The sequence below is a fragment of the Pyxidicoccus sp. M15 genome (genome assembly GCF_056858435.1).
This window is the reverse complement of record NZ_CM166495.1, coordinates 8129482-8143021: the sequence shown is the minus strand read 5'-3', so window position 1 is coordinate 8143021 and position 13540 is coordinate 8129482. Positions and strand designations below refer to the sequence as shown.

The following is a 13540-nucleotide window of genomic DNA, read 5'->3' as shown; positions in this document are numbered from 1 at the left end:
TCGAAGTGGGCCGGGGGTTCATCATCCTGGAGACACGATGTCCCTGAAGACTTCCCGGCCGCTGCGCTGCGCGGTGGCGCTGCTCGTCGCGCAGCTCGCAATCGCCTGTGGTGGCGGTGGTAGCAATCCGAATCCCAACCCGACGCCGGAGCAGGACACGACGGCGCCGACCACGCGCGCCACTCCGGCGGGCGGAAGCCTCAGCAGCCGCGTGACGGTGGCGCTGGCCTGTGACGACGGCGCCGGCAGCGGCTGCGCGGCCACGTACTACACGCTGGACGGCTCCGCGCCCGGCACCGGCTCCACGCAGTACCGCGAGCCCATCACGCTCTCCGCCACCACGACGCTGCGCTTCTTCTCCGTGGACAAGGTGGGCAACACCGAGGCCGCGAAGACGGAGCAGTACACCGTCACCAGCTCCACGGACACGCAGGCGCCCACCACCACGGCCACTCCGGCGGGCGGCTTCTACAACAGCGCCCGAGGCGTGGCGCTGGCCTGCGACGACGGTGCGGGCACGGGCTGCGCGGCCACGTACTACACGGTGGACGGGAGCCTGCCCACGGAGGCCTCGTCGCGCTACACGGCGCCACTGGCCATCGCGGCCAGCACGACGCTGCGCTTCTTCTCGGTGGACACGGCGGGCAACGTGGAGGGCGCACGCACCGAGCGCTACGTGGTGGACGCGGAGGTCCCCACGGTGTCCGCCTCGCCGCGCGGTGGCGCTTCCAGCCCCCCTCGCGTGGTGACGCTGACGTGTGACGACGGGAGTGGCTCCGGCTGCGCCGCCATCCACTACACCCTGGACGGCTCCATCCCCACGGAGGACTCCCCCGTCTACACCGCGCCGCTCACGCTGGAGACCACCACCCGGCTGCGCTTCGTGGCGCTGGACCGGGCGGGCAACGCGTCGGAGGCGGGGTCGGAGCTGTACACGCTCGACACCACGGGGCCCGTTTCCACCGCGACGCCCCGGGGCGGCACCTTCCGCACGGCTGTCTCCGTGTCCCTGGCCTGCGATGACGGCACGGGCAGTGGCTGCGCCGCCACGTACTTCACCACCACCGGCGCCGCGCCGACGCGCGCGTCCGCGCGCTTCAGCGGGCCCATCGCCATCTCGGGCAACACGACGCTGCGCTTCTTCTCCGTGGACGTGGCGGGCAACGACGGGCCGGAGGTGACGGAGACGTACCTCATCGACACCGTGGCCCCCACCGTCGCCGTCAGCCCGCGGGGCGGGGCGTACTTCACGCCGCAGACGGTGACGCTGTCCTGCAGCGACGCGGGCAGCGGCTGCGCCATCCACTACACGGTGGATGGCGCCACGCCCGACAGCAGCTCCCCTCGTTACACGCAGGCGCTGACGCTCTCCACGCAGACCACGCTCTCCTTCCTCGCGGTGGACGGCGCGGGCAACACCAGCCCGGTGGGAGTGGAGACGTACAGCTTCACGTCGGACACCACGGCGCCGGTGACCACCATCAGCCCCGAGGGCGGCGTGTACCCCAGCGCGCGGACGGTGACGCTGACGTGCGTGGACAACAGCGCCGGCAGCGGCTGCGCCGGGACGTTCTACACGCTCGACGGCTCCGAGCCGTCGACGGCCAGCGCGCGCTACTCCGCGCCCTTCACCGTCTCCACCTCCGCCCAGGTGCGCTTCCGCTCCGTGGACGCCCTGGGCAACCTGGAGGCCCCGAAGGCGGCGCAATACACCATCGACACCACGGCTCCGGTGACCCAGGCGTCGCCGGCCGGCGGCTCATTCCAGGGCCCCGTCACGGTGTCGCTGACGTGCTCGGACGCGGGCGCGGGCTGCCGGGAGACGCGCTACACCGTGGACGGCACGGCGCCCACCGGCACCTCCACCCTGTACACCGCGCCGCTCACGTTCCTCGAGAGCACCACCCTGCGGTTCTTCTCCGTGGACGGGACGGGCAACGCGGAGGCGGCGCGGCAGGAGGTCTACACGCTGCCCACCTCCACCAGCACCGCCTCGGCGCAGATTGCCGCCGTGCGCGCCGCGGTGGACGGGGCGCTGAGCCAGCCCATCGACGGGGCCGTCATCACCTTCGTCAAGCCGGGCATCGGCAACCCCGCCAATGACCCGGCGGGCTTCTTCCTCCAGGCGGAGCGGGCCGGTCCGGCGCTCTTCGTGGAGGTGGACCCGGCGGGCCTCACCCCCACGCCCCAGGTCGGCATGCGCGTGAATGTCACCGTCAGCTTCAAGCGCCTGGCGAACAACATGGTGCGGGTGAACATCTCCAGCTTCAGCCTGGTGAGCCAGGGCATCCCGATGTCCACGCTCAGCCAGGAGGTGAGCGAGGTGGACCTGCACCGGTTCGCGGGCCAGTTCGAGGCCGAGCTCATCTCCCTCACCGGCACGGTGAACACCGCCTTCAGTCTGGCGGGCAGCGGCCATGTGCAGGCCCTGCTGGTGACGGCGGGCGTGCCCGAGGGCTCCACGAGCGCACCCTCCTTCCGGCTGCGCATGGTGGAGAGCGTGCAGGACCAGCTCGAGGTGACGCAGGGCTGCACGGTGGGAATCCTCTCGCCGCTGTGGGTCTTCGCGACGACCACCCAGCCCTCCGTGTGGGTGCCCGAGCAGGTCACCTCGCTGTCGTGCCCGGGCCCCCGGGTGGCGAGCGCGGTGGCCCGTGGCGAAGGGACGGTCGCCATCCACTTCGACCGGCGGCTCGACGTGGCCAGCGTCCAGGCCGACGGCCAGCAGTTCTCCATCCCCGGCCTGGTGATTACGAGCGCCACCGTCATCAGCTCCCGCGAGGTGTGGCTCGGCACCAGCGCCCAGACGCCCCGCCAGCCCTATACGGTGACGGTGGCCTCCACGGTGCGCGACACCACGGGTGCGGGCGTGGTGACGGCGGGGAACTCCTTCAGCTTCAAGGGCTACCAGACACCGGCGCTCTTGCGCATCACCGAGATTGCGCCCGCCGTCGGCCCCAACAACGTCAACTTCGGCCGGGACCTGGTGGAGCTCCACGTCGTGCAGGGCGGCAACACGAGCGGCATGAGGCTGGAGGAGGCCACGCTCGCCAACCCCCTGCTGGCCACGCTGCCGGATGTCGACGTCGCCACCGGAGACCTCATCGTCATCCACCTGAACCCGGACCGGGAGACGCCGGGCGTGGATGCCCCGGGCTCGGAGCTCACCAGCAAGTCCTTCTGGTCCCAGGCGCAGTACAGCTCCAACTACGACACGGCCTGGGACTTCCACGGCGGCTCCAACGGCGTCACCGGCAGCAACCGGGTGTTCCGCATCCGCGATGCCTTCGGCAACACCCAGGACGCGGTGCCCGTGTACCTGCCACTGCCCAACCCGCCGAGCTTCTTCCCGCCCCAGCTCCAGGCCATCCAGGCCGAGGGCCTGTGGCTGCCGTCCGACTGCACCGGGCTGCCCTGCTCGTACAGCAGCTTCCCCACTGCCCAGAACGTCTCCGTCAACTGGAGCGCCGCCTTCCCCAGCGGTGAAAGGGCGACCACCCTGGGCCGGGTGCGCGCCGGGGACTCCAACGTGAAGGAGGACTGGGAAGTGGGGGCGGGCACCCTCGGCTTCCTCAACCCGTAGGCCCGCGGGCTCGCAAGGCCTGGAAACGCGAATCGCCGCCTCGTGCCGGGAGTGCTTCCCCGGTGACGGGCGGCGATTCGTGCTTCAGCGCCGGGGCGCTGCTTTCGGCTAGCGGCGCTGCGTCGCGGCGGCGGCGTGCTTCTCCACGAACTCCGAGTAGGGGCCGTTGAAGTCCAGCACCTCCTGGCCCTGCTGGAGCGACCAGATGCGCGTGGCCACCTCGGAGATGAGCTCCTGGTCGTGCGTGACGACGATGACCGTGCCCTCGAACTTCTGGAGCCCTTCGGCGAGCGCGGCGATGGACTCGAGGTCCAGGTGGTTGGTGGGCTCGTCGAGCACCAGCACGTTGTCCTGCATGATCATCAGCTTGGACAGGAGCAGGCGCACCGTCTCGCCACCGGAGAGGGTGTCCGTGTTCTTCATCCGCTCCTCACCGGAGAAGAGCATCCGGCCCAGCACGCCGGAGATCTCCTCGTTGGTGAGCTTGTCGTGCAAGTCACGCAGCCAGCCGAAGCAGGTGGTGCCCTTGCGGACGACGCCGTGGTGGTCCTGCGGCAGGTAGCCCACCGAGGCCTGGTGGCCCCAGCCAATCTTCCCGCCGTCCGGCTCGAGCTGCCCGGCAATCATCCTCACCAGCGTGGACTTGCCCACGCCGTTGCGGCCGATGACGCAGATCTTCTCGCCCTTGCACACCAGGGCGTTGAACGGCTTGATGACCTTCTGGCCGTCGAAGGACTTGTGGATGCCTTCAATCATCAGCGTCTGCCTGCCGCTGACGACCTTCTGGTCGAAGCGGATGAACGGGCGCGCGATGTTGGAGCGCTTGAGGTCGTCCGACTTCAGCTTCTCTATCTGCTTGATGCGGCTCTGCACCTGCGAGGCACGGGTGCCGGCGCTGAAGCGGGCGACGAAGTCCTGGAGCTGGGCAATCTTCTTCTTCTTCTCCGCCGTCTCCGACTCCACGCGCGTCCGCAGCTGCGCCTTCTGGCGCACCATGTCGTCGTAGCCACCCGTGTACTGGATGATGGCCTCGTAATCGATGTCCGCGATGTGCGTGCAGATGGAGTTGAGGAAGTGCCGGTCGTGGCTGATGGTGATGAGCACGCCCTCGAACGCGTGGAGGAAGGTCTCCAGCCAGCGGATGGAGTCGATGTCGAGGTTGTTCGTGGGCTCGTCGAGCAGCAGCCCGTCCGGCTTGCCGAACAGCGCCTGCGCGAGCAGCACGCGCAGCTTGAGGCCGCCGGTGAGCTGGCGCATCGGGCCCTCGTGGAAGGCCTCCTCGATGCCGAGGCCGGCGAGCAGCGTGGCCGCGTCACTCTCCGCGGAGTAGCCGTCCTCCTCGGCGATGACGCCCTCCAGCTCGCCCAGCCGGTTGCCGTCCTCCTCGGTGATGTCCGACTTGGCCAGCAGCGCGTTCTTCTCCGTCATGGCCGCCCACAGGGCCTTGTTGCCCATGACGACCACGTCGAGGACCCGGTCCTCCTCGTAGCGGAAGTGGTCCTGGCGGAGGATGCCGAGCTTGCGCGGGCGGATGATGTCGCCCATGTCCGCTTCCTCGTCCCCGGCGAGGATCTTCATGAACGTGGACTTCCCGGCCCCGTTGGGCCCGGTCAGGCCGTAGCGGCGGCCCGGCGAGAAGGTGACGTTGACCTCCTCGAACAGCTTCTTGGGCCCGTAGGCCTTGGAGACGTTGATGACGTTGAACATGGCGGCGGCGTTGTAGCGGAAATGGCGCGGTGGGCCAAAGAAGCAAGGTGATTCAAGTCCCGGCCCGTTCGCGGTGACCCAATGTAACCGTCGGGAGGGGCCGGAAAATGCCGCCGTCCGGGCAGGCGGGGTGCCGGGGTTCTCCCACACGGGCCGCCCCCTGGCCGGCTGCCCTGGGGGCGGGGAGGGGGCCACTCGGGGGCCAGGGCCCGGGGGTGGGGGAGCGGGCCGGGCAGATGGATGCGGTGCCGGCCGGGTGTGGCGGGTATAAGGGCCGTTCAATGGCCGTCCGCTTCGAGCTCGTCACCACCGACCCCACCGGCGCCCGCGCGGGCATCCTGCACACCCGCCGGGGTTCCTTCCTCACTCCGATGTTCATGCCGGTGGCCACCCATGCCGCCTTCCGGCACCTGGGCAGCGAGGAGGTGAAGGAGACGGGGGCCAGCATCCTGCTGGCGAACACCTACCACCTGATGCTCCGGCCGGGCCCGGAGGTGTTCAAGCGCTTCGGGGGCATCCACCCCTTCATGCAATGGGACGGCGGCATCCTCACCGACTCGGGTGGGTTTCAGATCTTCTCCCTGCCGGAGGACCGGCTGATTACGGAGAAGGGCGCCCACTTCCGCAGCTTCCATGACAACAGCCGGCAGCTGCTCAGCCCCGAGTCGAGCATCGCCATGCAGCAGGCGATCAACTCGGACATCATGATGGTGCTGGACGTGTGCATCGACTCGCGCACGGACGAGGCGGGCACGCGCGAGGCCATGGAGCGCACCCACCGCTGGGCGGTGCGCAGCCTCCAGGCGAAGACGAAGCACGACACGGGGCAGGCGCTGTTCGGCATCGTCCAGGGCGGCGTGTACCCGAACCTGCGCGACGAGAGCGCGGACTTCCTCACGAAGCTGCCCTTCGACGGCTTCGCCATCGGCGGGCTGGCGGTGGGCGAGACGAAGGCGGAGCGCGAGACGATGACGGCGCGCGCCACCGCGTCGCTGCCCGCGGACAAGCCGCGCTACCTCATGGGCGTGGGGACTCCCACGGACTTGATTGAAGCGGTGCTGCGCGGTGTGGACATGTTCGACTGCATCATCCCCACCAAGATGGCGCAGCAGGGCTATGCGTACACGTTCCAGGGGCTGGTGCGGATTACGCGCACCGCGTACCGGCTGGACGACGCGCCGCTGGATGCCGAGTGCGACTGCTACGTGTGCAAGCGCTACACGCGCGGGTACCTGCAGCACCTGATGCGCGGCAAGCACCACCTGGGCTCGCGGATGCTGTCGGTGCACAACGTGCGGCACTACCAGAAGCTCATGGGCCGCATCCGCGCGGGCATCCTCGCGGGCACCTATGACCAGGTGGCGCGGGAGCTGAAGGCCGCCGTCGCCACGCCCAAGGATTTGAAGGAAGAGGCCGGGGCGCGCGAGGTGACGCTGAAGGAGGTCGGGTGAGCGGCGAGCTGGCACCGGCCAATCCGCGCGACGGGGACTTCGAGGTCGTCACGCTGCGCAACGGGGCGCGCGCCGTGCGGCACCTGGGCCATGGCGAGGTGATGCACCCCTCGGTGGGCCCGTGGCAGGAGGCGCTGCGGCTCTACGTGGAGCAGGCGCGACTGGCCGAGCGCCTGCGCCAGCCGGGCCCGCCGCTGGTCATCCACGACGTGGGCCTGGGGGCCGCCACCAACGCGGTGGCCGCGCTCACCTGCGCGCGCTCGCTGGGCGCCGAGCAGCGGCGCACGCTGGAGGTGGTGAGCTTCGAGGTGGACCTGGCGCCGCTGCGGCTGGCGCTGGCGGACGCGGCGGGCTTCCCCTTCCTCCAGCCCTTCCGCGAGGCGGCCGAGGCGCTGATGCGCGACGGCGTGTGGGAAGGGGAGGGCGTGCGCTGGCGGCTGCTGCTGGGGGACGCGGTGCCGCACCTGGACGGGGCGCTGCCGGTGGCGGACCTCGTGTACTTCGACCCGTTCTCCCCGGCGTCCAACCCGGACATGTGGACCGAGGGCGTGCTGGCGCGGGTGCGCAGGCATTGCCGCGAGGAGGGCGAGGGGACGCTGCTGTTGACGTACAGCGCGGCCACGCCGACGCGGGTGACGTTGCTGCTGGCCGGCTTCTACGTGGGGGCCGGCGTGTCCACCGGCACCAAGGGCGAGACAACGGTGGGCGCCACCCGGCGTGAGTCCCTGGAGTTGCCATTGGGCGAGCGGTGGCTGGAGCGGTGGAAGCGCTCGTCGTCGCGGGCACCCCACGGCGCGGCGCTCACGCCCGAAGTCGAGACGCGCGTGCTGTCACATCCGCAGTGGCGGTGAGTGTGGTTTTGCCGGCGGTCCGGGGGGCTGCATTCCAGACAGCCCATGCGGTAAATAGCCGCCCATGCATTCCTATCTCCGTACCCTCGTCCTGGTCCCCGTCCTCGCGGCTGCTTCCGGCTGCGTGACTGTCAGCAAGCAGCAGTACGCGAACCTCTCCGCGGGAGCCATTGGCTGCCCTGCTGAAGAGCTGAAGATCTCCGGCGAGAAGGACTCGTTTGGCATTGGCGACCAGGTGACGCCCTGGACCGCTGAGTGCCGTGGGCACCGCTTCATCTGCAGCGCCGCGGGACAGACGGTGAGCTGCAAGGAGGAGCTGAAGGCGGCCGAGGCGCCGGCGGCGGCGCCGGCCGAGGCGCAGGCCACGGACGCGGTGAAGTAGCACGGCGCCTCGCTGTGCGGCTTTCACCCCCGGGTGTCCGGGCGGGGCGCTCCCCGCACACCTGCTGAAGACACCCGGGGCCGTCCGGAGTATGCGGCAGGGGATGCGCGACGCTCTGGAACTGGATGAGTGGGGCGGCACCGGCCCGGTGCTGCACCTGGCCCACGCCAACGGCTTCCCTCCGGGCAGCTACCGCAAGCTCATCGAGTCGCTGAAGACGCGCTACCGCGTCTTCACGTTGCGCAGCCGCTGTCTCGTTCCGGGCGAGGACCCGCTGACGCTGGGGAGCTGGACGGACCTGGCGGACGAACTGGCCCACACGCTGCGGGCGCGCGGCCTGGAGAACGTGGTGGGCGTGGGGCACAGCGTGGGCGGGGTGGCCACGCTGCTCGCCTCCGTGAAGTCACCGGGCCTGTTCCGGGCCGTGGTGGCGCTGGACCCCGTGCTCGTCACCGGCAAGCGCCTGTGGATGCTCCGCGCGGCGGCGCTGCTGGGCCTGCGCGGGCGGATTCCCCTGGCCAGTGGCGCGCGACGCCGCCGTGAGGCGTGGGGCTCTCGCGAGGAGGTGGCCGCCAGCTACGGGAAGAAGTCCCTCTTCCAGCGCTTCGACCCCGAGTCCTTCCAGGACTACCTCGCCCACGGCCTCGTCGAGGCCCCCGGAGGCGGCGTCCGGCTGACCATCCCCGCGGCGTGGGAGGCGCGCATCTTCGAGACGATTCCCGTCGACGTGTGGTCCTCGCTGCGCAAGGTGACGGTGCCCACGCTGGTGATGCGCGGCGGTGACACGGACACGCTCACCCCGGAGGCCCTGGAGCGCGTGCGGCGCACCGTGCCCGGAGTCCGCACCGAGGAGCTCCCGGGCACCACGCACCTGTTCCCCCTGGAGCAGCCGGAGGCGTGCGGGCGGCGCATCCTCGCGTTCCTCGACGGGCACCTCGGACCCGCGCGCTAGGTGCCTCCCGCGGTGGTGGCGAGGACGGGCGGCATCGCAGCGCCTCCTCCGCCCACCAGGGCCTCCCTGTGCTCGCTTGCCTGACAGCGGGAAGGCGTGGCCCCCGCCGGGCGTAGGCACAAGAGGACACCTATTTTTACCTTTGTCCGGTCTCCATTGACTCCCCTCGTCATGGCGCCCATACCGTTGAGACCTTCAGTCTCTGAAAAACCTGATTACGTCAGGGAGTCGCCTGGGACGTAGGAGTCGCGTTGGCGAGACGCTCCGCACAGAACAGGGGTTGCTGTTGTGAAGAAGCCGTCGAGCAAGGCCGGGCCTGCGAAGGCCCGGCGTCCCATTGCCCCCGCGAGAGCAACGCCCAGGCGCCCCACCGTCCAGTCTCCCAAGCGCACGTCCAGGGCGTCCTTCCCCGTGGTGGGAATCGGTGCGTCCGCGGGAGGGCTCGAGGCGTTCACCCAGCTGCTCGCGGAGCTCCCTCCCGACACCGGGATGGCCTTCGTCCTCATCCAGCACCTGTCCCCCTCGCACACCAGCTTCCTGAGCGAAGCCCTGTCCACGGCGACCCAGATGCCGGTCCTCCAGGTCTCGGATGGGATGCGCGTGGAGCCCAACCGCGTCTACGTCATCCCGCCAGGCGCGGACATGGAGCTTTCGGATGACGTACTCAGCCTGCGGGCGCGAGTGGACGCGCCGGGCAAGCCGCATCTGCCCGTCGACCTCTTCCTTCGCGCGCTCGCCGCCGCTCGTGGAAGCCACGCCATCGGCGTGATTCTCTCGGGGACCGCCTCGGATGGCACCGAAGGGCTCAGGGCCATCAAGGAGGCGAGCGGCATCGCGCTGGCGCAGGACCCGCAGTCGGCGAAGTTCGAAGGCATGCCCCAGAGCGCGGTCCAGGCCGGGGTCGTGGACTCCTGCCTGCCGCTGCCGCTGCTCGCCCAGGAGCTCGTGCGGCTGAGCCGCCACGCCTATACCACCGAGCGTATGTCGGACCGGCCCCGGCACGCCCAGGGTGACGAGGCGCTCGAGCGGCTCTTCTCCCGGGTGCGCAGCGTCGTCGGCATCGACTTCAGGGAGTACAAGTCGGCCACCGTCCAGAGGCGGCTCGCCCGCCGGATGGCGCTGCGTCGCGTGGACAACCTGCCGGACTACGTGAAGCTCATCGAGGGGGCCCCGGAGGAGGCTCGGGCCCTCTACGAGGACATCCTCATCCACGTCACCTCCTTCTTCCGGGAACCCGAGGCCTTCGAGGCGCTGAAGAAGTACGTGTTCCCCGTGCTCCTCGAGCACAAGCCCGCGGGAGCCCCCCTCCGGCTGTGGGTGGCGGGGTGCTCCACCGGCGAGGAGGTGTACTCGCTGGCCATCTGCCTGCTGGAGTTCCTGGGAGAGCGCCAGGGCCAATACCCCATCCAGATCTTCGGCTCGGATGTCAGCGCGCAGGCCGTCGACAAGGCCCGCGCCGGGCTCTACCCGGACAGCGCCCTGGGCGACCTGAACAAGGAGCGGAAGGCGCGCTATTTCATGCAGGTGGATGGTGGCTATCGCATCGCCAAGGCCGTGCGCGAGCTGTGCGTCTTCGTCCGGCATGACCTCGCCCGGGACCCGCCCTTCTCCAGGCTGGACCTGGTGACCTGCCGGAACGTCCTCATCTACTTCACCCCCGCGCTCCAGAAGCGGGTGCTGGCCACCTTCCACTATTGCCTGAACACCCCGGGCTTCCTCCTGCTCGGGCATACGGAGAGCATCTCGGGGTCCAACCAGCTCTTCTCGTCCGTGAGCAAGGCCCACAAGCTCCTGGCGCGGGCGGCGGGGCGCAGCAAGCTCCGGTTCTCGCGAGGCCCCGAGCTCCTGCCGGACGAGAAGCAGGCGCCTGGCCGCGCCGCCCTGGCGCCCGTCACGTCCCCTCCCGACTCGGCGAGACGGGTGGATCGCCTCCTCTTGAGCCGGTACGCGCCGCCGGGAGTCGTCCTCAACGACAAGCTGGAAATCGTCCAGTTTCGTGGCCACACCGGCCCCTACCTCGAGCCCGCGCCGGGAGAGCCCCAGTTCAACGTCCTCAAGATGGCGCGTGAAGGGCTGCTCTCCCCGCTGCGCGTGGCGCTCGCCCAGGCGAGGAAGAAGCTCGCCCCCGTCCGGGTGGAGGGCGTGCAGGTCGCCCAGAATGGCCCCCCGCTGCTGTGTGACATCGTCGTCATTCCCGCACCCGCCACGGGGCCGCCCGCGGGGCAGGAGTTCCTCTATGTCGTGCTGTTCGAAGAGGTGGCCCTGCCCGGGAAGGGGGGGCGCAGGTCCGCCCGGAAGGGGACCGTCTCCGCGGCGAAGCAGAAGGGGGGCCGCACCGCTCCCGCGCTGAAGCTCGAACTGGCCGCCACGAAGGACTACCTCCAGTCCCTGCTCGAGGAGCATGGCCGCACCAACGACGCGCTCGCCTCCGCCAACCAGGAGCTCGTCTCGGGCAACGAAGAGCTCCAGAGCCTCAACGAGGAGCTGGAGACGGCCAAGGAGGAGCTCCAGTCCACCAACGAGGAGCTGACCACGGTCAACGACGAGCTCCACAGCCGCAACCATGAGCTGCACCTGGTCAACGGAGACCTCGTCAACCTCATCAACGTCGTCGACATCCCGGTCCTCATCCTGGACCTCGAACGGCGCATCCGGCGCTTCACGCCGAAGACACGCAGCATCATGAACATCCTCCCGTCCGATGTGGGGCGGCCCATCAGCGACATCACGCTGAACATCAGCGTGCCGGACCTGGACGCGCAGATTGCCGAGGTCATCGAGACGGCCGTGATGCGGGAGTCCGAGGTCCAGGACAGGGCCGGCCGCTGGCACCGGATGCAGATCCGCCCCTACAGGACGACCGAGGACACCATCGACGGCGCCATGGTGTCGCTCATCGACATCGACGCGCTCAAGCACCACCTCCGCCAGGTGGAGTGGGCGCGTGACTACGCCGCGGGCATCGTGGAGGCCGTGCAGGTGCCGCTCCTGGTCCTCGACGAGGACCTGCGCGTGCTGTCGGCGAACGGGGCCTTCTACCAGGCCTTCGGGAGCTCGCCGGCGGACGTCGAGCGCAAGCGCCTCTTCGAGCTGAACGGGGGCGCGTGGGACGTGCCGGCGCTGCGGACCTCGCTGGGGGAGATGCTCGCCAAGAACACGCTCCTGCGGGGCCTGGAGGTCGAGCACGCCTTCCCCCGCCTGGGGAGCCGGAAGATGTCGCTCTCCGCGCGCCCCGTCCACTCGCGCACCGGAGTCCCCATGCTCCTGCTCGCCATCGAGGACATCACCGAGCGCGCGGAGCTGCTCGCCCGGGCGCAGCGGGCCCAGGAGGATGCCGAGAAGGCCAACCGCGCCAAGGACCAGTTCCTGGCCACCCTGTCCCACGAGCTGCGCACGCCGCTCTCCACCATGCTGATGCAGGCGCAGCTGCTGCGCCGCGGCGACATGGACAACGCCAGGCTCCGGCGCGCGGGCGAGGCCATCGAGCGGGGCACGAAGCTGCAGGTGCAGCTCATCGATGACCTGCTGGATGTCTCGAGCATCGTCACCGGCAAGCTCCGGGTGCGGTTCCAGACGCTCCACCTGCCCGCGGTGGTCCAGGCCGCGCTCGAGAGCGTGGCCGCGCAGGCCGAGCGGAAGTCCATCCAGCTCGACGTCTCCCTGGATGAGTCGCTCGGGCCCATCTCGGGAGACCCGATGCGGCTGCAGCAGGTCGTGTGGAACCTGCTCAGCAATGCCATCAAGTTCTCCGCGGACGGTCAGCGGGTGACAGTCACCCTCGAGCCGGTGAATGGACACGCCCGGCTGCGGGTGAGCGACAGCGGGGCCGGAATCGAGACCGAGGCCCTGCAGCGCATCTTCGACCGGTTCATGCAGGAGGACAGCTCGACCACGCGGGTGTTCGGTGGGCTCGGCCTGGGGCTGGCCATCGTGCGCCACCTGGTGGAGCTCCACGGGGGGACGGTGCAGGCGGAGAGCCAGGGCAAGGGCCGGGGAGCCACCTTCACCGTCCTCCTGCCGCTCCTGCCCGTCCGCCAGGAACCGACCGGCGCGGCGCTCATCGCCAGGCCGGAGCACGCCCGGGCCGGCTCCCCGTCCCTGAACGCGGGTGCCGCCTCACTGCTACGAGGCCTGCGAATCCTCGTGGTGGATGACGACCTGGGGACACGCGAGGCCGCGACCGAGCTGCTGAGACAGGCCGGCGCGGAGGTGCTGACGGCGGAGTCCGCGGCGGCGGCGCTGGCGCTCATCGAGGACTTCCAGCCCGACGTCCTCCTGAGCGACATCGCCATGCCCGGCGAGGACGGCTACTCCCTCATCCGCAAGGTGAGGGCCCTCGGCTCCGAGCGGGGGGGAGACGTCACGGCGATAGCCCTCACGGCACGGGTCAGCGACGCGGACCAACGGGAGGCGCTCAACGCCGGGTTCCAGCGGCACCTGGCCAAGCCCATCGACATCGACCGCCTCGTGGAGACCGTGGCGGAGATGTGGGCAGGCGCGGCACCCCCGGAATCCGGGCCCGGGGGCGTCCCTCCGTACATCCTGGACGAGGGACAGTCGCTCCCGGGCCTGTAGCCCACGTCCGGCTCCCGGGCGCGCCAGCACCGGGAGCCC

Annotated in this window: 7 protein-coding genes; 6 read left to right on the top strand and 1 reads right to left on the bottom strand. The window is 70.2% G+C overall.

Features of this window, described 5'->3' with window-relative positions; translation table 11 throughout:
* Window positions 1-37 precede the first annotated feature (37 nt).
* The gene (locus tag ACX9TP_RS29865; protein ID WP_482974037.1) at window positions 38-3583 is read left to right on the top strand and encodes a chitobiase/beta-hexosaminidase C-terminal domain-containing protein; all 3546 of its coding nucleotides are present in this window, start codon (window positions 38-40) and stop codon (window positions 3581-3583) included.
* Between the two features lie 108 nt (window positions 3584-3691).
* Here ACX9TP_RS29865 and ACX9TP_RS29860 read toward each other — a convergent pair whose 3' ends face one another.
* On the bottom strand, window positions 3692-5290 hold the full coding sequence (locus ACX9TP_RS29860) for an ABC-F family ATP-binding cassette domain-containing protein (RefSeq protein WP_482974036.1): 1599 nt from the start codon (window positions 5288-5290) through the stop codon (window positions 3692-3694).
* 281 nt (window positions 5291-5571) lie between these two features.
* On the opposite strand from ACX9TP_RS29860, the gene tgt reads away from it, so the two are divergent.
* From tgt to ACX9TP_RS29835, 5 genes are all read left to right on the top strand, one after another.
* Window positions 5572-6741, top strand: a complete 1170-nt coding sequence (tgt, locus tag ACX9TP_RS29855; protein ID WP_482974035.1) for a tRNA guanosine(34) transglycosylase Tgt — start codon at window positions 5572-5574, stop codon at window positions 6739-6741.
* Window positions 6742-6749: 8 nt separating this feature from the next.
* Window positions 6750-7592: a tRNA (5-methylaminomethyl-2-thiouridine)(34)-methyltransferase MnmD gene (locus ACX9TP_RS29850; RefSeq protein ID WP_482982240.1), complete on the top strand. Its 843-nt coding sequence runs from the start codon at window positions 6750-6752 to the stop codon at window positions 7590-7592.
* Window positions 7593-7656: 64 nt separating this feature from the next.
* Entirely contained in the window at window positions 7657-7974 is a 318-nt protein-coding gene (locus ACX9TP_RS29845) for a hypothetical protein (RefSeq protein ID WP_482974034.1), read from the top strand.
* 103 nt (window positions 7975-8077) lie between these two features.
* The gene (locus tag ACX9TP_RS29840) at window positions 8078-8926 is read left to right on the top strand and encodes an alpha/beta fold hydrolase (protein WP_482974033.1); all 849 of its coding nucleotides are present in this window, start codon (window positions 8078-8080) and stop codon (window positions 8924-8926) included.
* A gap of 411 nt (window positions 8927-9337) precedes the next feature.
* On the top strand, window positions 9338-13501 hold the full coding sequence (locus ACX9TP_RS29835; RefSeq protein ID WP_482974032.1) for a chemotaxis protein CheB: 4164 nt from the start codon (window positions 9338-9340) through the stop codon (window positions 13499-13501).
* Window positions 13502-13540: the final 39 nt, after the last annotated feature.

What these genes read in the sequence shown, in the direction of transcription:
- tgt (WP_482974035.1), top strand. Translation starts at nt 5,572, where the DNA reads ATGGCCGTCCGCTTCGAGCTCGTCACCACCGACCCCACCGGCGCCCGC.
- ACX9TP_RS29840 (WP_482974033.1), top strand. Translation starts at nt 8,078, where the DNA reads ATGCGCGACGCTCTGGAACTGGATGAGTGGGGCGGCACCGGCCCGGTG.
- ACX9TP_RS29865 (WP_482974037.1), top strand. Translation starts at nt 38, where the DNA reads ATGTCCCTGAAGACTTCCCGGCCGCTGCGCTGCGCGGTGGCGCTGCTC.
- ACX9TP_RS29845 (WP_482974034.1), top strand. Translation starts at nt 7,657, where the DNA reads ATGCATTCCTATCTCCGTACCCTCGTCCTGGTCCCCGTCCTCGCGGCT.
- ACX9TP_RS29860 (WP_482974036.1), bottom strand. Translation starts at nt 5,290, where the DNA reads ATGTTCAACGTCATCAACGTCTCCAAGGCCTACGGGCCCAAGAAGCTG.